Annotated in this window: 22 protein-coding genes, 1 tRNA gene and 1 riboswitch; of the genes, 21 read left to right on the top strand and 2 right to left on the bottom strand. The window is 62.3% G+C overall.

Features of this window, described 5'->3' with window-relative positions:
- Positions 1–55 precede the first annotated feature (55 nt).
- A tRNA-Ile gene (locus ABD283_RS09730) sits at positions 56–129 on the top strand.
- Positions 130–477: 348 nt separating this feature from the next.
- On the opposite strand, the gene ABD283_RS09725 is transcribed toward ABD283_RS09730, so the two are convergent.
- The gene (locus tag ABD283_RS09725; RefSeq protein WP_344224799.1) at positions 478–1,050 is read right to left on the bottom strand and encodes a M23 family metallopeptidase; all 573 of its coding nucleotides are present in this window, start codon (positions 1,048–1,050) and stop codon (positions 478–480) included.
- 344 nt (positions 1,051–1,394) lie between these two features.
- On the opposite strand from ABD283_RS09725, the gene rpsB reads away from it, so the two are divergent.
- The 20 genes from rpsB (at position 1,395) to ABD283_RS09625 (ending at position 20,110) form a co-directional block, all read left to right on the top strand.
- A complete protein-coding gene (gene rpsB / locus ABD283_RS09720; protein WP_344224798.1) occupies positions 1,395–2,294 on the top strand; it encodes a 30S ribosomal protein S2 in 900 nt (299 codons plus the stop codon).
- Positions 2,295–2,408: 114 nt separating this feature from the next.
- Positions 2,409–3,245 carry a translation elongation factor Ts gene (gene tsf / locus ABD283_RS09715; RefSeq protein ID WP_344224797.1) on the top strand — a complete coding sequence of 279 codons (837 nt, stop codon included), beginning with the start codon at positions 2,409–2,411 and terminating at the stop codon, positions 3,243–3,245.
- Positions 3,246–3,416: 171 nt separating this feature from the next.
- Positions 3,417–4,190 (top strand): UMP kinase, encoded by a 774-nt coding sequence (pyrH, locus tag ABD283_RS09710; protein WP_344224796.1) that lies wholly within the window; start codon positions 3,417–3,419, stop codon positions 4,188–4,190.
- A 91-nt stretch (positions 4,191–4,281) separates the two neighbouring features.
- Positions 4,282–4,839 (top strand): ribosome recycling factor, encoded by a 558-nt coding sequence (frr, locus tag ABD283_RS09705; RefSeq protein WP_344224795.1) that lies wholly within the window; start codon positions 4,282–4,284, stop codon positions 4,837–4,839.
- Positions 4,839–5,828: a phosphatidate cytidylyltransferase gene (locus tag ABD283_RS09700; RefSeq protein WP_344224794.1), complete on the top strand. Its 990-nt coding sequence runs from the start codon at positions 4,839–4,841 to the stop codon at positions 5,826–5,828. The genes frr and ABD283_RS09700 overlap by 1 nt, the downstream gene beginning before the upstream one ends.
- A 68-nt stretch (positions 5,829–5,896) precedes the next feature.
- The gene (locus ABD283_RS09695) at positions 5,897–6,607 is read left to right on the top strand and encodes a DivIVA domain-containing protein (RefSeq protein ID WP_344224793.1); all 711 of its coding nucleotides are present in this window, start codon (positions 5,897–5,899) and stop codon (positions 6,605–6,607) included.
- A 150-nt stretch (positions 6,608–6,757) separates the two neighbouring features.
- The gene (locus ABD283_RS09690) at positions 6,758–7,120 is read left to right on the top strand and encodes a DUF485 domain-containing protein (protein ID WP_344224792.1); all 363 of its coding nucleotides are present in this window, start codon (positions 6,758–6,760) and stop codon (positions 7,118–7,120) included.
- 3 nt (positions 7,121–7,123) lie between these two features.
- Positions 7,124–8,767: a solute symporter family protein gene (locus tag ABD283_RS09685; protein ID WP_344224791.1), complete on the top strand. Its 1,644-nt coding sequence runs from the start codon at positions 7,124–7,126 to the stop codon at positions 8,765–8,767.
- Between the two features lie 116 nt (positions 8,768–8,883).
- Positions 8,884–9,153 (top strand): GlsB/YeaQ/YmgE family stress response membrane protein, encoded by a 270-nt coding sequence (locus ABD283_RS09680; protein WP_016996517.1) that lies wholly within the window; start codon positions 8,884–8,886, stop codon positions 9,151–9,153.
- 111 nt (positions 9,154–9,264) lie between these two features.
- Complete coding sequence (gene dxr / locus ABD283_RS09675; RefSeq protein WP_344224866.1) at positions 9,265–10,548, top strand: 1-deoxy-D-xylulose-5-phosphate reductoisomerase; 1,284 nt, start codon at positions 9,265–9,267, stop codon at positions 10,546–10,548.
- A 32-nt stretch (positions 10,549–10,580) separates the two neighbouring features.
- Positions 10,581–10,695: riboswitch (SAM riboswitch) on the top strand.
- Between the two features lie 102 nt (positions 10,696–10,797).
- Positions 10,798–11,685, top strand: a complete 888-nt coding sequence (locus ABD283_RS09670) for a MetQ/NlpA family ABC transporter substrate-binding protein (RefSeq protein ID WP_344224790.1) — start codon at positions 10,798–10,800, stop codon at positions 11,683–11,685.
- Positions 11,682–12,734 carry a methionine ABC transporter ATP-binding protein gene (locus tag ABD283_RS09665; protein WP_344224788.1) on the top strand — a complete coding sequence of 351 codons (1,053 nt, stop codon included), beginning with the start codon at positions 11,682–11,684 and terminating at the stop codon, positions 12,732–12,734. Before ABD283_RS09670 ends, ABD283_RS09665 begins: the two co-directional genes overlap by 4 nt.
- On the top strand, positions 12,734–13,390 hold the full coding sequence (locus ABD283_RS09660; protein WP_344224786.1) for a methionine ABC transporter permease: 657 nt from the start codon (positions 12,734–12,736) through the stop codon (positions 13,388–13,390). The genes ABD283_RS09665 and ABD283_RS09660 overlap by 1 nt, the downstream gene beginning before the upstream one ends.
- Positions 13,391–13,571: 181 nt before the next feature.
- Positions 13,572–14,738, top strand: a complete 1,167-nt coding sequence (gene ispG, locus ABD283_RS09655) for a flavodoxin-dependent (E)-4-hydroxy-3-methylbut-2-enyl-diphosphate synthase (protein ID WP_344224785.1) — start codon at positions 13,572–13,574, stop codon at positions 14,736–14,738.
- A gap of 11 nt (positions 14,739–14,749) precedes the next feature.
- Complete coding sequence (locus ABD283_RS09650; protein ID WP_344224784.1) at positions 14,750–15,598, top strand: GNAT family N-acetyltransferase; 849 nt, start codon at positions 14,750–14,752, stop codon at positions 15,596–15,598.
- 375 nt (positions 15,599–15,973) lie between these two features.
- Positions 15,974–16,285 (top strand): hypothetical protein, encoded by a 312-nt coding sequence (locus ABD283_RS09645; RefSeq protein WP_344224783.1) that lies wholly within the window; start codon positions 15,974–15,976, stop codon positions 16,283–16,285.
- A gap of 15 nt (positions 16,286–16,300) precedes the next feature.
- Positions 16,301–16,510, top strand: a complete 210-nt coding sequence (locus tag ABD283_RS09640; RefSeq protein ID WP_344224782.1) for a hypothetical protein — start codon at positions 16,301–16,303, stop codon at positions 16,508–16,510.
- Between the two features lie 85 nt (positions 16,511–16,595).
- Positions 16,596–17,342 carry a hypothetical protein gene (locus ABD283_RS09635; RefSeq protein WP_344224781.1) on the top strand — a complete coding sequence of 249 codons (747 nt, stop codon included), beginning with the start codon at positions 16,596–16,598 and terminating at the stop codon, positions 17,340–17,342.
- A gap of 98 nt (positions 17,343–17,440) precedes the next feature.
- A complete protein-coding gene (locus ABD283_RS09630) occupies positions 17,441–19,270 on the top strand; it encodes a proline--tRNA ligase (RefSeq protein ID WP_344224780.1) in 1,830 nt (609 codons plus the stop codon).
- A gap of 30 nt (positions 19,271–19,300) precedes the next feature.
- Entirely contained in the window at positions 19,301–20,110 is an 810-nt protein-coding gene (locus tag ABD283_RS09625) for a TSUP family transporter (RefSeq protein ID WP_344224779.1), read from the top strand.
- On the opposite strand, the gene ABD283_RS09620 is transcribed toward ABD283_RS09625, so the two are convergent.
- Positions 20,094–21,074 (bottom strand): hypothetical protein, encoded by a 981-nt coding sequence (locus ABD283_RS09620; RefSeq protein WP_344224778.1) that lies wholly within the window; start codon positions 21,072–21,074, stop codon positions 20,094–20,096. The genes ABD283_RS09625 and ABD283_RS09620 overlap by 17 nt on opposite strands.
- Between the last annotated feature and the right edge of the window lie 56 nt (positions 21,075–21,130).

Below are 21,130 nucleotides of genomic sequence, written 5' to 3'. Positions count from 1 at the left end.
CGCGGATGCGGTAGCGTAGAGCGGCGACCACGGCACCGTTTCGTGGTGGCCTCAGGGGGCGGTAGCTCAGCTGGTCAGAGCAGAGGACTCATAATCCTTTGGTCGTGGGTTCAAGCCCCACCCGCCCTACAGAAATGGCCCTTTCGCCAGTGGAGACTCTGGCGAAAGGGCCTTTTTCATCCGTCCCTGACCACAGGACCCATCACCAACTCATCTCATGGCTCGCTAAAACCACTCGCCACACACCATGCGCCATTAGAGCCCCTGGGGTAGGGGAGAAGGGGTCGCAACGAAACCTCAGGTGCACAGTGGGGTTCTAATGGCGCCCAGGCTGCAGGTGACCTCCAGATACCGGGGCAGCCGATCCCCAGGCGTCGGGTTGCAGCGGATCCCCAGGTGAATACCCGTTGTGGAGTCGGGAAGTCAGCAGCCCCCGGAGCCCCACAAGCCCACCAGCCCCAAGAAAGCCCGCGAGCATTACTCCGGGACCGGCAACAGTACTGATGGGCGCATGTCCTGCACGAACTGAAGCGGGTTCACGTACTCGCCGTCCCTGCGGACGCCCCAGTGCACGCAGTTCGCAGGAGGACAGTGTCCAGCCGAGGCAATCGTGCCGATCACCTGGCCGCGGGCCACCGTTTGGCCCCGCTTCACGGTGGCATCAATGGGTTCAAAGGAAGACTTGAGCCCGTCCCCGTGATCCACCGTGATCACCGGCCGGTCCACCACCACTCCGGTGAACGTGACTGTGCCAGCGGCGGGGGAGCGGACTTCCGTCCCCGGTGTCGCGCTGAGGTCCACGCCGCGGTGCCCCGAGAGCCACTTCTGTGCCGGCGGTTGGAACGTACGTGTGACAGCTGGTTTGGGTTTCACCGGCCAGGTCCAGCCCCCGGCAGCAGCCGCAGGTTGCGAACCGAGCACGCCACCGCCCAATGCAGAACCTAGAACGAGACAGAGGGCCGCGAGAGCGGTGAGTGCTCGTGATTGGTGGCCATGCATGGAACGCGAGGTGGGCTGTGAAGGGGCGAGAGCGGCGTCGTCGGGAACCATGAGGTAAGCCTGACCCCGCGAGAGAGGCCGCACCAGAGGAATCCACCCGATGTGGAGCGAGATGCACCGTGCATGATGTATCCTGAACGTTGCAGTGTCGACTGCCCTTATTCATCATGCCCGTGACCCGGGTAAGAGCGTGAGGGTGACACTGACTTCGCGCGCGAAGGAACACATTGACGTGTGTGCGCACTCCTCGGTCCGGAACTCGTTGCGGATGGGGTGCGTTGGCCAGGTCCGAAAGGAAATGACCACGAATCGCGCCAGGGATCGTCCCGATCGATCAATAACCGTAAACCCATGGCGGTCGCTCTAAAGACCGCCAGCAATTAACAGGAGACGACATGCCCGTCGTAACCATGCGCCAGATGCTCGACAACGGCGTTCACTTCGGCCACCAGACCCGCCGTTGGAACCCCAAGATGAAGCGTTTCATCTTCACCGAGCGCAATGGCATTTACATCATTGACTTGCAGCAGTCGCTGGGCTTCATTGACCGCGCGTACGAAGCTGTCAAGAACACCGTGGCTCACGGTGGCACCATCTTGTTCGTGGGTACCAAGAAGCAGGCTCAGGAAGCAATTGCCGAGCAGGCCACCCGCGTGAACATGCCCTACGTGAACCACCGCTGGTTGGGCGGCATGCTCACCAACTTCGCCACCGTTTCCAAGCGCATCGACCGCATGAAGGAACTGGAAGAGGTCGACTTCGACGACGTCGCCGGTTCGCAGTACACCAAGAAGGAACTGCTGCTGCTGCGCCGCGAGAAGGAAAAGCTGGAGCGCACCCTGGGCGGTATCCGCAACCTGACCAAGGCTCCCTCGCTGGTGTGGATCGTTGACACCAAGAAGGAACACCTGGCTGTCGACGAGGCTCAGAAGCTCGGTATCCCGATCGTTGCGATCCTGGACACCAACTGCGATCCGGACGAGGTTGCCTTCCCGATCCCCGGTAACGACGACGCCATTCGCTCCGTCTCGCTGCTCACCCGCGTGATCGCCGATGCCGTGGCTGAGGGCCTCATCGAGCGCAACAACGGCAAGTCCGGCGGCAACGCAACCGACGAGCCGATGGCCGAGTGGGAGCGCGAGCTTCTCGAGCAGCACGAGGCCGGCAAGGCTGAGGGCACCGAGAAGACTGAATCTGCCGAGAAGGCTGAGTCCGCTGAGCAGACCGAGTCCGCAGAAAAGGTCGAAGAGGCTCCTGCAGAGGCTCCGAAGGAAGAGACCCCCGCAGCCGAGTAAGGCCGCGAGTTTCGTTCACCTTCCATTCTTTCGGGTGGCCCATCATGGTCACCGACGTTGGCCGGGCGTGCATCTCACGCCCGGCCAACCCCAAACGACAACAGAGGAGTTCACATGGCGAACTACACCGCTGCTGACATCAAGGCACTGCGCGAGCGCACGGGTGCTGGCATGCTCGACGTCAAGAAGGCCCTGGACGAAGCCGATGGCGACGCTCAGAAGGCCCAGGAAATCATTCGCGTGAAGGGCCTCAAGGGCGTCACCAAGCGCGAAGGCCGTTCCACCGCTGAGGGCATCATCGTTGCTCGCGTGGAGGGCAACGTGGGCCACATGGTGGAGCTCAACTCCGAGACCGACTTCGTGGCCAAGTCCGGCCCGTTCGTCGAGTTCGGTGCCAAGGTTCTGGACGCAGCCGTTGCCGCTGACGCCAAGGATCTTGAAGAGCTGCTCGCCGCTGATTCCGAGGGCAAGCCCGTGTCCGAGCTCGTGACCGAGACCGGCGCGCTGCTGGGCGAGAAGGTCGTCGTGCGTCGTGTTGCTCGCGTCGAGGGCGATCACGTGGCCGTCTACCTGCACAAGACCTCCAAGGATCTCCCGGCCCAGGTCGGCGTTCTGCTGGCCGTCTCCGGTGAGGGTGCAGACATCGACCAGGCCGCTCACGACGTAGCCGTGCACACCGCAGCTATGTCCCCGAGCTTCCTCAACGAGTCCGACGTTCCGGAAGAGACCGTCGAGAACGAGAAGCGCGTGGCCGAAGAGACCGCTCGCAACGAGGGTAAGCCGGACAAGATCATCCCGAACATCGTTCAGGGTCGTCTGAAGGGCTACTACAAGGACGTCGTGCTGTTGAACCAGGACTTCGCCAAGGACTCCAAGAAGTCCGTTGGCCAGGTGCTGTCCGAGGCCGGCGCTACCGCCACCGCCTTCGCACGTTTCCGCGTGGGTGCCTGAGCTAGCTAGTTAGGCAGCCTCCGCCGACGCCGCTCGCGAGCGACGTCGTACGAGGTCACCTCGGCGGGGTGTTATCGAGTCATCGGTGACACCCCGCCGTTTCTGTATGCTGGGGAGCGGTCTGCGACATTCTGGCCCGCACCTCGACCACGTATTTATTCGGGAGGATCTATGCCCACTACCAACGAATCCGAATTGCACGACGAGGCCGTGCGATTGAGCCGGGATCCCCGCGTCGAACCGCAGCGCCGCAGGGTGTTGTTGAAGCTCTCTGGCGAGGTCTTCGGTGGCGGCCAGGTGGGTTTGGACACCGCCGTGGTCCGGAGGATTGCCGAACAGATCGCGGCAACCGTTGGCCAGGTTGAAACCTCGATCGTTGTGGGCGGTGGCAATTTCTTCCGCGGAGCTGAGCTCTCCCAAGCCGGGATGGATCGCTCGCGCGCGGACTACATGGGCATGCTGGGTACCGTGATGAATTGCCTGGCACTGCAGGACTTCCTGGAACAGTGCGGCGTGGACACTCGCGTGCAGTCGGCCATCAAGATGGAGCAGGTCGCCGAGACCTATATTCCCCGCCGCGCCATCCGGCACATGGAGAAGGACCGCGTGGTGATTTTCGGCGCCGGTGCAGGCCTACCGTACTTCTCGACCGACACCGTGGCTGCCCAGCGGGCACTGGAGGTGCACGCCACCGAGGTGCTGATGGCGAAGAACGGTGTGGACGGCGTATACACCGCTGATCCCCGCAAGGACCCCTCTGCCCAGCGCTTGAACACATTGACCTACGACGAGGCGTTGGCCCGTGACATTCGAGTCATGGACCAAACCGCGTTCAGCCTGTGCCGCGACAACAGCGTGACCATGCGTGTGTTCGGCATGGAGGGCGAAGGCAACGTCACACGCGCGGTACTCGGCGAGCAGATCGGCACGCTGGTCACCCCGTAAATCGTCCGTACTTGCGTCCACGACTAGAGTGGAACCCAGTACCGCAGTCCGCCAGCACCCCTGGCTTTTCCACGCATAAGGAGCAATACACGTGATTTCTGACATCCTGTCCGACGCCACCACTCGGATGGCCAAAGCGGTGGATGCGGCCAAGACCGATTTCTCCACGGTTCGCACCGGTCGTGCGAACCCGGCGTTGTTCTCGAGCCTCACGGTCGAGTACTACGGCACGCCCACCCCTCTGCAGCAGCTGGCGTCTTTCCAGACGCCCGAGGCTCGCACCCTGCTCATCACTCCGTACGACCGCTCCGCCCTCAATGACATTGAGAAGGCACTGCGTGATTCGGACATCGGAGCGAACCCCGCCAATGACGGAAACGTGATTCGCGTGGTCATGCCGGAGCTCACCGAGGAGCGCCGCAAGGAGTACGTGAAGATCGTCTCGACCAAGGCCGAGGAAGGCCGCGTGTCCGTGCGCAATATCCGCCGTAGCGCCAAGGAAGCCATGGAAAAGGCCATCAAGGATGGCGACGTGGGCGAGGACGAGGGCAAGCGCGGCGAAAAGGACCTGGACGCCGCCACCAAGAAGCACATTGACCAGATTGATGAGCTGCTCAAGAACAAGGAAACCGAACTGCTCGGTGCCTGATGGCGGCAGCTCATACCCCCAAGGGATCTGATAACCGTTCATCCGCCGGTCCTCACGGACGGGCGGATGAACGGCATAACCCGGTAGAAAAACCTTCCCGGGTCGAGCTGCTCAATACGGGCACGCTGAAGGAAATCATCAAGCGACCGTGGGCGCGCAGCGATGAGCACCGCGCACCGTCCAAGGCCGGCCGCAACTTGCCCGCGGCTATCGCGGTCGCGTTGATCCTCATTGCCACCTTGCTGGTGGGTTTGTTCCTCTTCCCACTCGTGCTGGCTCTGTTGGCCGGCACGGCCGCCGGTATCGGCGTGTGGGAAATTGCACGTTCCTTGAGCTACCGGGGGATTCAGATTCCCCGGGTTCCGGCGGTCATCGCAGCGTTGCTGATGCCGCTGGCGGCGTACCAGGGTGGCGCCCAGTACTTGTCGTACGCCATGGCGCTGTCCGTGACCATCGTGGTGGTGTGGCGCGCCTTCGGGCCCAAGGAGGGCATGCTGCTCTCCATCATGGGCTCGGTCTTCGCTTTGGTCTGGGCGTCGTTCCTGTTGAGCGGGGCCATGTTGCTCTACCACGCGGACAACGGCGCCTTGAAGATTCTGACCGTCATCCTGCTGGCCGTGAGCTCCGATACCTTCGGGTACGCGGTGGGCGTGGTGTGGGGTAAACATCCCATGGCACCCAAGATCTCGCCCAAGAAGTCTTGGGAGGGATTTGCAGGCTCGGCTGGCGGCGCCATGATCGTGGGCGTCTTGTGCTCAGTGTTCCTGCTGGGGGACTCCTGGTGGCAGGGCATCATCCTTGCGTTGGCGATCGTGGCAGTCGCCACCTTGGGTGATTTTTCCGAGTCAATGATCAAGCGCGAGCTGGGCATTAAAGACATGGGTACGCTGCTCCCCGGACACGGGGGAGTCATGGATCGGATCGATTCGATTCTCTTCGCGGTGATCACCGGTTACGTGATCTTCGAGCTCTTCACCGTCCTGGCATAGGTATTGTCCCCGGCAATACGGGGCTCGGGGCGATATCGCTCCGGCAGTTGGAAAGGTACACACCGAAAATGACCGAGAACACCTCCGGTTCCTCCGCAGCTGACCAGCCAACTCAAGCGATCGAGGGGCTCGACACCCGCACCAAGGCCCAGCCAGGTCTGAATGCCACTGCCACTCACCACGAGAATGCCGAACCGGCCCCCACGAACGCGGGTCGAGTTTTCGCGCGCGTGGACGAGGAGCGGTGGGGATACGATCCCGCCGAAGTTGACGATTTCCTGCAGCGGGTCGACGCCGTTCTGGCCACGACCGCTGGTGACCCCCGGTCCGCACCGGGTGTCGGCAGCCGACAGGTGCGTGAGCGCGTGTTCGACCGTGTTCAAGGCGGTTACGATCCGGCGCCGGTCGATGTGCGATTGGATGAGCTCGAGGACGAACTGGCAGACCGTGAACGAGACGCGTTCATTCACGAACATGGTCCGGAGCGCTGGGAGGAACACCTGGAACTGCTGGGCCAGACACTGCTCGGCCGTTTGAACCGTCCCCACGGGGAGCGGTTCCGTCAGCCGTCTCAGCGTAAGCAACTGGGGTACTCCGTGGCCGATGTGGATGTGTTGTGTGATCGGATCACCGAGCACTTCCGTTCGGACGAAGCCCTGGATCCCACGCTGGTTCGTAAGGCGGTGTTCCGTCAGGCGCAGGGCCAGCGCTGCTACGAAGAGCAGCAGGTGGATGCCTTCCTGGACCGCGTAGTGGAGCTCATCCTGGCATTGCGCTGATTCCCAGACTTCAGCACGTTTGTATACAAAGTGGGCCTAACTAGTGATGTGAGGTCACAGTTAGGCCCGTTTTTTGTCCTTTTTGGCGTAGCTGTTGTTTTTGTGGATACAAAGCGCCTAATGTGGTCCTCATCACACAAGGAGGCTCTCATGGCGTCTACGCCCCCTGTCGACTCGGCCCACCCAGCGGCCTACGACTTCACCGATGCGCAACGTTCGGATCAGTTCCAGGAACTGCGCAAAACTCACCGCTCTTTCGTCTTCCCCATGGCCGTTGCGTTCCTGGTCTGGTACCTGCTCTACGTGGTGCTGGCCATTTACGCACCCGAGTTCATGTCCCAGCGCATTTTCGGGAACGTGAACCTCGGGCTGCTCTTGGGGCTCCTGCAGTTCGTCACCACCTTCGGCATCACTGCCGCGTACGTGTCCTTTGCCAACCGGAAACTTGATCCCCAGGCCACTGCTCTGCGCGAGCACCTCGAGGCCTCCGGTGCGGGACGAGGGGAAGCATAAATCATGATCAACATCTCTTCCGCGGCTCTTCCCGCGATCCATGCAGCCACCGAGGCCGACACGGAAACGGTTGGTACCCCATGGATCAACATCAGCGTGTTCCTGGCCTTCGTGGTGGTGACATTGGTCGTGGTGATCCGTGCGTCCAAATCCACCTCCACTGCGGCCGACTACTACGCGGGCGGTCGCTCGTTCTCCGGTACTCAAAATGGTCTGGCCATCGCGGGCGACTATCTGTCCGCTGCGTCTTTCCTCGGCATTGTGGGTGCTATCGCACTGCAGGGTTACGACGGGTTCTTGTACTCCATCGGCTTCTTCGTCGCCTGGCTGGTCGCCCTGCTTCTCATTGCCGAGCCGCTGCGTAACACCGGCAAGTTCACCATGGCGGACGTGCTGTCCTTCCGCCTGCGTCAGCGTCCTGTGCGTGTGGCCGCTTCGATCTCCACTCTGGCCGTGACCTTCTTCTACCTCCTGGCCCAGATGGCCGGTGCGGGTGCGCTCGTGTCCCTGTTGCTCGGTATTGGTTCCAAGGCCGGTCAGTCCCTCGTGATCGTCGTCGTGGGAATCATCATGATCGTCTACGTGCTCGTGGGCGGAATGAAGGGCACCACCTGGGTGCAGATCATCAAGGCCTGCCTGTTGGTCACCGGTGTTGCGGTGATGACCGTGTGGATTCTGGCCCTGTTCGGCTTCAACTTCTCGGCCATTCTGGGCGCGGCTGTCGAAACCAACAACAACCCCGCCATGCTTGATCCGGGGCTCAAATACGGTTTGAGTGAGATCACCAAGATCGACTTCATTTCGCTGGGTCTGGCTCTGGTGTTGGGCGCTGCCGGCCTGCCGCACGTGCTCATGCGCTTCTACACCGTTCCCACGGCCAAGGAAGCTCGTAAATCCGTCGTCTGGGCGATCACTTTGATCGGCCTCTTCTACCTGTTCACCCTGGTGCTGGGCTTTGGCGCCGCTGCGTTGATCGGTTCTGACCGGATCATGAATGCCCCGGGTGGTGTGAATTCGGCGGCACCGCTGCTGGCGTACGAACTGGGTGGGTCCATCCTCATGGGTCTGATCGCCGCGGTGGCGTTTGCCACTATCCTCGCGGTGGTGGCGGGTCTTGCCATTACGGCGTCCGCGTCCTTCGCGCACGATATCTACACATCGGTGATCAAGAACGGTAACTCCGACCCCAAGCAGGAACTCCGCGTCGCCAAGACCACTGTGGTGATCATCGGTCTGGTGTCGATTGCCGGTGGTATCGGCGCGCAGGGTCAGAACATCGCGTTCCTGGTGGCATTGGCCTTCGCCGTTGCTGCTTCGGCCAACTTGCCCACCATCTTGTACTCGCTGTACTGGAAGCGCTTTACCACTCGCGGTGCCGTGTTCTCCATGTACGGCGGTCTGATCAGCTCCGTTGTCCTGATCGTCTTCTCGCCGGTGATGTCCGGTGCAGAGACCTCCATGATTCCGGGTGCAGACTTCGCGATCTACCCGCTGTCCAATCCGGGCATCATCTCCATCCCGCTGTCCTTCCTGCTCGGCTTCCTCGGCTCCATCACCGAGCGTCGTTTGGAAGATCCCAAGAAGCAGGCCGAGATGGAGGTTCGCTCGCTCACCGGTGTCGGTGCGGAGAAGGCGGTCAATCACTAATTCAGCGTTCTGACAGTTTCTGCTGTAACCTGGTAGTAGGCTGGCAGTCAGTACGCTGACCAAGGCATACGAACGCGACCGTTTCGTGTAACAGCAAACAGTTAACTGGAGGAATCATGGGCATCATTAGCTGGATCGTCCTGGGCCTGATCGCTGGCGCACTCGCCAAGCTCATCATGCCCGGCCGTCAGGGTGGCGGCATCATCGTCACCATCATCCTGGGCATCATCGGTGCTATCTTGGGCGGCTTCTTGGGCAGCCTGATCGGTATCGGATCCTTGGACTCCGTGTTCGATATCGGAACTATCATCACCGCTGTGGTGGGCGCACTCATCGTGCTCTTCATCTACGGTGCAGTGACCGGCCGCAAGGGCGCTCGTCGCTGATCCACGGCTTCACTGAACAGGGGCGTCACCTTCGGGTGGCGCCCCTGTTTTGTGCCCTGACCATGTTTGATCCGCGAGATACTGGTAACCATGTCTGACGCTCCCTTGACCATGACCCCCGAATTCGACCTGGCCACTCGCGACCACTCCCGGCGCGTGGTCGTTCTCGGGTCCACAGGATCCATCGGCACGCAAGCGCTCGACGTCGTCGCCTCCGCGCGACAGTTGAGGCGGCCGGGGGAGGACGACGCCGCCGCAGGGCACCCACCGCTGTCGGTCACGGCCTTGGCCGCGGGAACGTCAAATCTTGCCCTGTTGGCCGAGCAGGCTGTCCGCGAACGAGTGGCGGCGGTCGGAACCAGCGGCACCGCCGAGCACGCGAGGGAGCTGAGAGAGCTCATCTCCCAACGGGCGGTGGGGGAGGGACTCACGGGGTTCAACCCGGAAATCTTCCACGGGCCGGACGCTTCGACACGCGTGGCCGAATGGTCCGACTCTGACGTAGTGCTCAACGGCATCACCGGGTCGATCGGATTGGCACCGACTCTTGCCGCCCTGCACGCTGGAAAACCCGTGGCTCTGGCTAACAAGGAGTCCCTGATCGCTGGCGGCCCTCTGGTCAAGCAGGCCGCAGGGGCAACCGGACTGGAAACTCCGTTGATCCCGGTGGATTCCGAGCACTCCGCACTGGCTCAGGCGCTGCGGGGAGGGCGTACAAGCGAGGTGGACCGATTGATCCTGACCGCGTCCGGCGGTCCGTTCCGCGGAATGAAGCGCGAAGACCTGCAGGCGGTGACTCCCGAGCAGGCCCTCAAGCACCCCACATGGGATATGGGGGTCATGGTGACGACGAACTCGGCAACCATGGTCAACAAAGCCCTCGAAGTTCTGGAAGCCTCCTTGCTCTTCGACATCGAGCTGGATCGGATCGACGTGACCGTGCACCCGCAGTCCGTGGTGCACTCCATGGTGCAGTTCGTGGACGGTTCCACGCTGGCCCAGGCCTCACCGCCCGACATGCGCTTGCCCATCGCCCTGGGTATCGGGTGGCCGCACAGAATTACCGGTGCAGCGGCACCCTGCGATTGGACACAAGCCGCGCAGTGGACCTTCGAGCCGCTGGATTCCGAGGCATTCCCCGCGATCGATCTGATGAAGCACGCCGGAAACCTGGGTGGCACATGGCCCGCCGTCTTCAATGCCGCCAATGAGCAGGCCGTGTATGCCTTCCACCGGGGTGAGGTGAAGTTCACGGACATCGTGGACACCGTGGCTGCAGTTGTGGACGAACACGAGGGCGAGAGATCCCCTCGGCTCGAGGATGTTCTCGGCGCGGAGGAATGGGCCAGGGATCGCGCGGATCGGCTGATAGCGCAGCGTTTTAGGACACGCTGAGCACGGCCTACCCTGTGTTAGGATTGGCACCGGATGACGAGATCCGGCGCGAAGCTCTGGCTGGCCGGACGGCAACCCTCTCCCGTAGCGGGGTGCCCCAGATGACCATCCGGCCGCGGTTAACGTAGCTCCCGGCAAGTGCGGTTTCCCGAATCAACTAGCACGAGCCCTACGACTGCGGTGTGTCCTCGACGCACCGCATTTCGTTGTTAATCGCCCAGAACATTCCACACCTCGGAAAGGCACATCGTGCGATCTCACCGTTTGATCCCCCTTGCGCTGGCCACCACCATCGGCCTCACCCTGACCGCGTGCGGCGGCGGAGACTCAGAATCCTCCGATCCCGCTGCTGACGGCACCATTACCATCGGCATTGTCGGCTCGGAGCCCGCACATGACGCCCTCAAGGAAGTTGCTGCCGAGAACGACATCACCGTGGAGTACGTTGATTTCAGCGACTACAACCAGCCGAACCCCGCGACCAAGAGCGGTGATGTGGACATGAACTGGTTCCAGCACACGGCGTACCTGGCTGACTACAACAACAACTCCGGTGACACGATTACCCCGGTGGGATCCACCGCGATCTACCCGTTGGGAATGTACTCCAGCAAGTACGACTCCGTGGACCAGCTCAAGGAAGGCGACGAGGTCGCCATTCCAAACGACTCGATTAACTTGGGTCGCGCGCTGAACCTGCTTAAGCAGGAGGGCCTGGTCGAGTTCACCAAGGACACGATTGCCCCGACCGAAGGCGACATCGACACCGAGAAGTCCAAGGTTTCCGTTCGCCCCGTGTCTGCCGAGCAGACGGTTCTGTCGATGGATTCCGTGGCCGCCTCAGTGGTGAACAACGACTTCCTGGGCCGCGCGGACATTGACCCGAACTCCGCCCTCGCCACGGATGACCCGGAGACGGACAGCGCAAGGGTCTTCAACAACCTGTTCGCCGCCACCGAGGCCAATGCGGACAACGAGACGCTCAAGCAGGTTGCAAGCTTCTATTACGATCCCAAGGTCTTGGAGGCGGAGGACGAGGAGAGCAAGGGCACGGCCGTTCCGACCGAGGTGGACCAGCAGGAACTCAAGGACCTCTTGAAGCGGTACCAGGAAGACCTGAAGGAACAGACCCAGTGACCGAAGTATCCAGTGAGCGCACCCTGGTGCGCTTCCGGGATGTCAGCAAGGTCTACACGGGCGGATCCAAGCGGGAACCCCGCGTGGTCAACGCCGTGGACAACGTCACCCTGGACATCACCAAGGGCGAGATCTTTGCGGTGATCGGGTACTCCGGTGCCGGCAAGTCCACGCTCGTGCGTCTGATCAACGGCCTGGAGCCCATCAGCTCCGGTTCCTTGGAAGTCGCGGGCAACCGGGTGGACGGCAAGTCCGAAACCCAGTTGGCACCGATCCGTCGCAAGATCGGCATGATCTTCCAGCAGTTCAACCTGTTCAACTCCCGCACCGTGGCCGGGAACATCGAATACCCGCTCAAGCGCGCCGGCTGGAAGCCGGAGGAACGCAAGCAACGGGTTACCGAGCTTCTGGATTTTGTGGGGCTGACGGAGCGGGCCAAGAACTATCCGGAGCAGTTGTCCGGCGGTCAAAAACAGCGCGTGGGTATTGCTCGCGCGCTGGCTTCCAACCCGGAACTGCTGCTCGCGGACGAATCGACCTCGGCATTGGACCCGGAGACGACCCAGGAAGTCCTCGGACTGCTCAAGCGAGTGAACCGTGAACTGGGGATCACCATCGTGCTGATCACTCACGAGATGGATGTGGTGCGTTCCATCGCGGACCGGGTGGCTGTCATGGACACCGGTCGTGTGGTGGAGATGGGAACTACCTCTGACGTGTTTGCCTACCCGCAGGCCGAAACCACCCGGAAGTTCGTGTCTTCAGTGATGCGCACCGTGCCCCGCGAGGACGAGATGGCCAAGCTGCGTGAGGAACACCCGGGTCGCCTGATCCTGGTGGACGTCACGGACCAGAACCGCATCGGCTCGGTGCTCTCGGACTGCGCCCGAGACGGGGTGACGTTCGAGATCGCCTTCGGCGGCATTTCCATGCTGCAATCGCGTTCCTTCGGCACCCTCACGCTGTCATTGAACGGCCCGGACGCTGCTGTGGAGAACACCATTGTCAGACTCCGTGAAATCACCAAGGTAGAGGAGGTGGCCCGCTGATGGACTGGTCAGTTCTAGGACCCCAATTGCTCTCGGCCACCGGCGAGACGCTCTACATGGTGGCTGTCACCCTGGTGTTGGCCGGTCTGATCGGCCTGGTGGTCGGCGTAGGTCTCTACGTCACCCGCCGGGGCAACATCTTGGAGAACACCGCGGTCTTCACCGCGCTGAACCTGTTGGTGAACTTCATCCGCCCCATCCCGTTCATCATTCTGCTGGCCGCACTGGGCCAAGCCACAGAGGCCGTTGTGGGCACCCGATTGGGTCCCAATGCCGCGATCTTCGCCATGACCATTGGCGCAACGTTCGCGGTGGCACGCATCGTGGAGCAGAACTTGATGAGCGTGGACCCCGGCGTGGTTGAAGCGGCCCGTTCCATGGGCGTCTCTCGGTTCAGGATCATTACCACGGTCATCCTGCCCGAGGCCCTGGGTCCGTTGGTGCTCGGTTACACCTTCTTGGTCATCGGCATCACGGACATGTCCGCCATGGCCGGTGCCATCGGCGCCGGCGGTTTGGGCGACTTCGCGTTGCGTCTGGGGTACCAGCGCTTCAACGATGAGGTCACCTGGGCCGCTGTGATTGTGATCATCATCCTCGTGCAGATGGTCCAGTTCTTCGGTAACTGGTTGGCGCGCAAGATCATGCGTCGCTAGCGGAGGAAACCGTTACGAACCCCGCCCCGGACCTTCCCACGGAAGGCCCGGGGCGGCGTCGTTGGGGCGTTTGTTTGCTCACGTCCGGCTGCAGGCTCTCGACAAGGTGGCACAATGGAAGGTGAATAAATCGGGGAGTGCGCTTGAGTGCCCCCGGCCAACAAGCTTCTGGAGGCAATTCGTGAGTTCGGTCAGTCTCGGTATGCCCGCTGCACCCCAGCCGGTCCTTTCACCTCGACGGAAGACCCGTCAGATCCAGGTGGGGTCCGTGGGTGTCGGATCGGATTTCCCGGTCAGCGTGCAGTCGATGACCACCACGCCCACCACGGACATCAACGCCACGTTGCAGCAGATCGCGGAGCTCAATGCCGCCGGTTGCGACATCGTGCGAGTGGCCTGCCCGTCCCAGGACGATGCTGATGCGCTCCCCATCATCGCCAAGAAATCACCCATTCCGGTGATCGCGGATATTCACTTCCAGCCCAAGTACGTGTACGCAGCCATCGACGCCGGCTGCGCGGCGGTCCGTGTGAATCCGGGCAACATTCGGAAGTTCGACGATCAGATCGAGGGCATTTCCCGCGCGGCAGAAGCCGCCGGTGTCTCCATCCGGATCGGCGTGAATGCGGGCTCCCTGGACAAGCGACTGCTTGAGAAGTACGGCAAGGCCACCCCCGAGGCGCTCATGGAATCCGCCGTGTGGGAGGCTTCCCTGTTCGAGGAACACGACTTCCACGACTTCAAGATTTCCGTCAAGCACAACGACCCCGTCACCATGGTGCGCGCCTACCAGTTGCTCGCCGAGCGCGGCGACTGGCCGTTGCACCTGGGCGTGACCGAAGCCGGGCCTGCACTACAGGGCACCGTGAAGTCCGCGACAGCCTTTGGCATTCTGCTGGGACAGGGCATCGGAGACACTATTCGCGTCTCGCTGTCCGCGCCCCCGGTTGAAGAGGTCAAGGTGGGCAACCAGATCCTGCAGTCACTGGGCCTGCGCCCGCGCAAGCTGGAGATCGTTTCGTGCCCGTCCTGCGGCCGCGCCCAGGTGGATGTCTACAAACTCGCCGACGACGTCACCAAGGGCCTTGAGCACTTGACCGTACCGTTGCGCGTGGCCGTCATGGGCTGCGTGGTGAATGGCCCCGGCGAAGCTCGTGAAGCGGATCTGGGTGTGGCGTCTGGCAACGGTAAGGGCCAGATCTTCGTTAAGGGCGAGGTCATCAAGACTGTCCCCGAGGACCAGATCGTGGAGACCCTGCTCGAGCAGGCGAATCTCATGGCCGAGGACATGGAACTCGACGAGAACGGCCAGCCCGTTGAGGGCGCCCCGGTCGTGACGGCCGGATGATCCGATACCGGGTGACGCATCTGCTGGTTCCCGGGGCGGTTCCCCAGGAGCAGCTGAATCAGCTTTTGGCGCGTCACGCGGTGTCTTCGGTTTTTGTGGGCTCGCACGTGGATTCGGTGCTAGCTGCTCGACGCCGCCGCCCTCCGCCCGTTGTGGGCATCATGAACCCTGCCCAGGAGCTCGTGGGGGCGTGCTGGGTGGGAACCAACGTGGTCCCTATCGCGTTGGATGAGACGGGGCAGGACCTGGTGGCGGACTACCTGGCAAGGGGAGGCCCGCGATACGCGTCATTATTCGGTCCGGCCGAACCCGTGCTGGGACTGTGGGACCGGCTCAAGGGTTCTTGGCCATTGCCCTTCGACGTGCGTCCGGAGCAGCCTCTACTGGCTATGGACGAGAATCCCGCACCTGAACAATTCACAGCGGTGTCACAACGCGTTCGATGGGCCGAGGTCTCGGAATTCTCCCGAGTGCTTCCGGCTGCCGCGGCCATGTTTGAGGAAGAAGTGGGTTATTCACCCTTCGTGGACGGTGCGCAGAGCTACAGTAAACGTGTCGAGCAGCTGGTTCGGGACAAAAGAACGGCTGTGCTAACGGACGACACGGATGGCCGAGTCCTCTTTAAGGCGGACATCGGTTCCATCAGCTCAGGGGTCTGTCAGATCCAGGGTGTCTGGGTGAACCCTGCCTTCAGAGGCCAAGGGTTGGCGGCCCCCTGTATGGCGGCTGTGGTGGCTATGGCTAGGAAGTATGTTCCCGTAGTCAGTCTGTACGTGAACTCCTACAACGCTCCGGCCCTGGCCACATATCGACGTGTCGGCTTCGAACAGACGGGGACCTTCGCCACGGTCTTGTTGTAGTCATGGTGCTCCACGTGGCTTTTGAGGTTCCGTCGAGGCGACGACTCCTCAGTGCCATTAATGCCAATGCCTGGGGAGGGGATTGACTGCCATGAAGTACACCGAAGGTGCGGCAACGCGCATAGTGGCCAAGGGCGGTCTATTGTGCGCGGGGCTGGGGCTGTTCGCTTTGATGGGTGCACCCCGCAAGAGAGCCAACAGGCCGCCGAATCGGATGTGGTGGTCCAGCCCCAGGATGTGCGCGAGTCGTTGGACGGGGTACTGGTGTCAGAGGACAACCCGCTTTCCTTGTACGCTTCAGAGTCGCAGCCGTCTCCTAGCGGTCAGCCTTCAACCGATGGGCCCGGGGCATCCGCGGGAGGGGCGGCGGGCACCATGCGCGACCGAGCGTTGAGCGAATTGGGGCTCGGCACGAACGTCGATCCCAAGATTTGCGAACCCGTGCGCGATGCGGCCGTGTCCTATCTGGCGGTGCCCGCGACGTCGGCGGATTCCTACAAGGCTTTGAGCCGAGACAACCTCACCGCGATGACCGTGGAGTTGGCCGAATCCCCTGAGCACGCGCGTGGCCAGGTGGCCGAAAATATCGAGCTTCACGGGCGGTGTCAGGACATGACCATGTCGGTATCCGGTGTGAGTGTTCGTACCCAAGTTGCACCGCTCAACGCGGACGTGGACGCGATGTAGAGCTCGGCCTCCCTGGTGAGCGGCTCGGTTCTCGGGGCACCGCTCAAAACGGTTCTGGTGCAGGCCAGCGTGGGTAACGCAGTGGTGACCGTGTCCCACTTCGATTCTGACTTCCTGATCACGGGTAACGCGGACACATCGCGCATGCTTGCGGATGAGCTCGAACGCGAGGCCACGAGTGTGGCCAATCAGGAACTTCATAATCTCAGGGACCGCGCGTCCTAACGTGTGAGTCGGGTTACATTTGGTGCGTGGCAATGTCAGCCGCTGAAGACAACAGGTACATCCAGCGAAAATTAGGTGATTTTTGATGGGCTCCACCATTACCCCCATGTCCTTCTCCCGCGCGACCTCCACAAGGAGCCGAGTTGCTCGTTCTGTAACCGCCGTGGCCGTTGCCGCTTTGGCGCTCACGGCGTGCTCTTCAGGAGGTGGAGACGAACCGGGCCCCGAGGCCAGCTACTCCCAGGACCAAGTCGTCAGCGCTCTCAACAGCGTGGAAGTGGAGGGGGAGACCCTGTCCGCCGAGACCATGGACAAAAACGACGCCGGCTCGCAGGTGGAAGAGCTGGAGCAGGTCCTTGACGAGGCGAGCATCGAACCCGCCCAGTGCAAGGATTTGGTCAAGGATGCGCTGGACACGTCCTCCGGCCACGTGGAGAACCTCGTGGTGGCCACCCCTTCCGGTGGGGAGTACGCGGTGACGGCCATGCCCATGGGGTCAGGCGATCAAGCCACTGAGCACGCTCAGACCGCAAATCAGCAGAACGAGGACTGCCGCGATTTCACCATGGAACTCATGGGAAGCAAGATCGAGGCCAGCATCGAACCTCGAGACCTGGACATCGACAATGGTTCGGAAGGCGCCTTCATGGACATGACGATGGACATGGGAGGGCAATCCAACAAGATGGCCCAGGCTTCGGCCGTGGTGGGAAACACCTTTGTGGTCGTGAGCGAGCAGAACTCCGCGGGCGGTTCTGAGAGCTCGTCCGCTGACACGCCGGACATCGAGGCGATCCTGCAAGAATCCGTCAACAAGATTTCTGAACAGTAAGCATCCATTTTGGTCTGAAAGGCTGGTATCTGGGGGATAGAATCCCACCAGATACCAGCCATTTTTATAGGCCCGTTTACGGGCGGTTAGGACTCTACGTGCCGCTTCGTCTGAGTTCCCTGTTCCTCCGCACTCTGCGTGAGGACCCCGTTGATGCAGACGTGGCCAGCCACCGTCTGCTCGTGCGCGCCGGTTACATCCGCCGCGCCGCCCCGGGTATTTACACGTGGTTGCCGCTCGGGCTGAATGTGCTGCGCAAGGTCGAGTCCGTGGTCCGTGAGGAGATGGACGCGATCGGGGCGCAGGAAGTTCATTTCCCGGCGCTGTTGCCGCGCGAGCCCTACGAGACCACCAATCGTTGGACCGAGTACGGCGAGAATCTGTTCCGGCTGAAGGACCGCAAGGGTGCGGACTACTTGCTGGCCCCCACGCACGAGGAAATGTTCACGTTGGTCGTGAAGGACATGTACTCGTCCTACAAGGATCTGCCCGCCATGCTCTATCAGATCCAGACCAAGTACCGCGACGAGGCCCGTCCTCGCGCGGGTCTGCTGCGTGGCCGCGAGTTCATTATGAAGGACTCGTACTCCTTTGACGTTGACGACGCTGGCTTGGACGAGTCCTACGCGAAACACCGCGCGGCGTATGTCCGGATCTTCGAGCGTCTCGGCCTGCCCGTGGTGGCGGTCTCCGCGCAGTCGGGCGCCATGGGCGGTTCGCAGTCGGAAGAGTTCATGCACCCCACGCCCATTGGCGAGGATACTTTCGTCCGTTCGCCCGGCGGTTATGCCGCCAACGTCGAGGCGGTCACCACGGTGCCGCCTCAGGCCATTGCTTACGACGACGCTCCTGCGGCTCAGGTCAACAGGACCCCCAACAGCCCCACCATCGAAACCTTGGTGGAGCGTTCCAACGAACTCCACCCGCGCGAGTCGGGGGAGTGGACCGCCGCGGACACGCTCAAGAACGTGGTGCTGTCCGTGACTCTGCCGGACGGCAAGAAGCAGCTGGTGGCCGTGGGGATCCCCGGCGATCGGGACATCGACATCAAGCGCGTTGAGGCCGGCATCGGTCAGGCATTGGGTGTGGGTGGCGAACTTGATGTGGAACCCGCCAGCGATGAGCAGCTGCGGGCCCGGCCCGAGATTGTCAAGGGTTACCTGGGCCCGGGCATGACTCGTGAGGATGCACTGTTGGGGGCAAAATCCCAGTCCGAAATCCCGTACTTCGTTGATCCCCGCGTTGTTCCCGGTACCCGCTGGATCACGGGTGCCAACGTGAGCGAGATGCACGTGTACGGCCTGGTGGCTGAACGGGACTTCACTTGGGACGGCACGCTGGAGGCATGCAGCGTGCGTGCCGGTGACGAGGCGCCAGACGGTTCCGGGAACCTGGAGATCGCCCGCGGCGTCGAAATGGGGCACGTGTTCCAGCTCGGCCGCAAATACGCCGAGGCCCTCGGCCTCAAGGTGCTGGACCAGAACGGCAAGCTCGTGACCGTGACCATGGGTTCCTACGGGATCGGTGTCACTCGTGCGCTGGCAGCCGTTGCTGAGCACTACCACGACGACAAGGGCCTGTTGTGGCCCCGCAACCTGGCTCCGGCCGACGTTCACGTGGTGGCCACCGGCAAGGGCACCGAAGTGCTCGAGGCGGCCGAGGCGATCGTGAAGGAAATCGAGGACGCAGGCCTGAGCGTGATTTTCGATGACCGCCCCAAGACATCTCCGGGTGTGAAGTTCGGCGACGCTGAACTGCTGGGTGTTCCCACGACACTGGTGGTCGGGCGTGGACTCAAGGACGGGGTGCTTGAGGTGCGCGATCGTCGCAGCGGGGACAGCCGTGATATAGCGCGGGATCAAGTGGTCGAGGAGCTTCAGTCAGAAATGTCGAAGGCCGTTCAGCCGGAATCGGCCGAGGGTCGGTAACCGCTCACGCGGTGACCACCAGTATCCGCTGTGGATGCATGGTTCTTGGAAGGCTCGGGGTTGGAATCTGCAACCCCGAGCCTTCTGCTGCTCTTGGTCCTCACCGGACTTGCCGCCGGATTCATTGACGCGGTCGTGGGCGGCGGTGGTTTGCTCCAGCTACCCGTGGCCCTGATGATTCCGGGCATTTCACCGGTCCAGGCGCTCGCGACCAACAAGATGGGGTCGGTCTTCGGCACAGCCACCTCAGCCGTGACGTACTACCGACGGGTGCATCCGGACTTACGCACCGCCCTACCCATGGCGGTGGTCGCCCTGGTGGCCTCCGGTGGGGGAGCTGCCGTCGCCTTGCTGTTGCCCTCCGAGGTCTTCCGGCCGATCATCGTGGCAGCACTGATCGGCGTGTTGATCTTCACCATCGCTCACCCGACCATGGGCCAACTCACGGCCCTGCGCCACACCGGCGCGCGCCACTACGGCTTGGCCGTGCTGTTGGGCGGCGGCATCGGATTCTACGACGGCGTGATGGGCCCCGGGACAGGGTCCTTCCTGGTGATCGGATTGGTCTCGGTGCTCGGCTACAGCTTCTTGGCTGCGAGCGCCAAAGCCAAGATCAACAATCTGGCCACCAACATTGGGGCCCTCATTGTCTTCACGGCCAACGGCTCCGTTTTGTGGGGGCTCGGACTGGTGCTGGGGATCAGCAACATGCTGGGTGGCTACATCGGGGCTCGGACGGCGGTGGCCAAGGGCAGCTCGTTCATCCGGCTGATCTTCTTCGTGGTGGTCACCGTGCTCATTGTGAAGCTGGGATGGGACATCCTCAACGGTCGCTCATGAGCGGTTCACCCGCCAGCGCGGGCACGGGGTCGGATGGCTGCAGCAGGGCCTGAGCCCGAGACGAGGATTCCAAAACGTCCAGCAACCAGGCTCGCTCCTCGGGGGCCACGGTGCCGGAAGCTCCCGCGGCATATTCGGAAAGTTCCTGGGCCGTTGCAGCGGTGGCGGCTGCGGGGTCTTCGGCTATGACGCTGGGGAGTTGATAACCACCCCGCGCGGGGCGGGGTTCGCACTCGTACAGCCCAGCTACCGCTGTATCTTCTTGGATCCGCTGCAGATTCTGTTGCCACTCGTCCAGGGTCTTCTCCAGTTCTCCGGAGTCGGTATTGCGTGCATCGGCGGACCGAGCAGTGAACAGGGAGCGGTCCAACTGCGTGGCCACTGCGGTCAATTCAGGCGTGCAACGCTCGTCTGCGGCTGTCCCTGTCTCCGCGGGCTCGGATCTGGCGTCCCTGGCCGCGGCTTCGTCCTCACCGGTTCGCATGATCGGTTGCGTGGCGGGATCCTCACGAGTTGATTCTGCGGACCACGATGCCGCAATCGCGGCCATTGTGGTGGCTAGTTGCGGATCGTCCTGGTCCTGGGCCAGGTCGAACATGCGTGTTGCGGCGGCCCGCAGCTCTATATCTCCGGGAACCTCATCCTGGCCGCCCCTCGCAGAAGAGCCTTGATCGGTGCCTGATTCAGGAGCCTGATCCGAAAACTCGTCCAAGCGGTCGCGCTGTGCGGGACTTGCTGCGGGTCCCAGTGCGGAGAGCTGACGATCCACGCTCTCAAGCGGTACCTCGATGCGGGGCGATTCGCCCACGGAAGTCACGATGTCGCGGGCGGTGAGCCGAGCGGCGTCGTACTCGGATAACGGACGCCACGTGGCCCACGAGCCGATGGCCAGGACCGCCACGAGTGCGATGGCCAATAACGCAATCACCCACGGCCAGGCGCGAGCGGTGCGTGCTGCGGCCACGATTCCTCCCTTGCTCCGGTGTTGTTCCATGATAGAGACAGGAACCGACACGAAGG

The organism is Kocuria atrinae, assembly GCF_039531425.1.
GTDB classification, from domain to species: Bacteria; Actinomycetota; Actinomycetes; order Actinomycetales; family Micrococcaceae; genus Kocuria; species Kocuria atrinae.
The sequence above is the reverse complement of the archived record's forward strand: the minus strand, read 5'-3'. Positions and strand labels throughout refer to the sequence as shown.

Bases quoted from the DNA above. Each gene is read 5' to 3' on its own strand.
- rpsB (WP_344224798.1), top strand. From the start codon at position 1,395: ATGCCCGTCGTAACCATGCGCCAGATGCTCGACAACGGCGTTCACTTC.
- ABD283_RS09695 (WP_344224793.1), top strand. From the start codon at position 5,897: ATGACCGAGAACACCTCCGGTTCCTCCGCAGCTGACCAGCCAACTCAA.
- ABD283_RS09645 (WP_344224783.1), top strand. From the start codon at position 15,974: ATGCGCGACCGAGCGTTGAGCGAATTGGGGCTCGGCACGAACGTCGAT.
- tsf (WP_344224797.1), top strand. From the start codon at position 2,409: ATGGCGAACTACACCGCTGCTGACATCAAGGCACTGCGCGAGCGCACG.
- ABD283_RS09635 (WP_344224781.1), top strand. From the start codon at position 16,596: ATGGGCTCCACCATTACCCCCATGTCCTTCTCCCGCGCGACCTCCACA.
- ABD283_RS09660 (WP_344224786.1), top strand. From the start codon at position 12,734: ATGGACTGGTCAGTTCTAGGACCCCAATTGCTCTCGGCCACCGGCGAG.
- pyrH (WP_344224796.1), top strand. From the start codon at position 3,417: ATGCCCACTACCAACGAATCCGAATTGCACGACGAGGCCGTGCGATTG.
- ABD283_RS09700 (WP_344224794.1), top strand. From the start codon at position 4,839: ATGGCGGCAGCTCATACCCCCAAGGGATCTGATAACCGTTCATCCGCC.
- ABD283_RS09685 (WP_344224791.1), top strand. From the start codon at position 7,124: ATGATCAACATCTCTTCCGCGGCTCTTCCCGCGATCCATGCAGCCACC.
- dxr (WP_344224866.1), top strand. From the start codon at position 9,265: ATGACCCCCGAATTCGACCTGGCCACTCGCGACCACTCCCGGCGCGTG.
- ABD283_RS09690 (WP_344224792.1), top strand. From the start codon at position 6,758: ATGGCGTCTACGCCCCCTGTCGACTCGGCCCACCCAGCGGCCTACGAC.
- ABD283_RS09680 (WP_016996517.1), top strand. From the start codon at position 8,884: ATGGGCATCATTAGCTGGATCGTCCTGGGCCTGATCGCTGGCGCACTC.
- ABD283_RS09725 (WP_344224799.1), bottom strand. From the start codon at position 1,050: ATGGTTCCCGACGACGCCGCTCTCGCCCCTTCACAGCCCACCTCGCGT.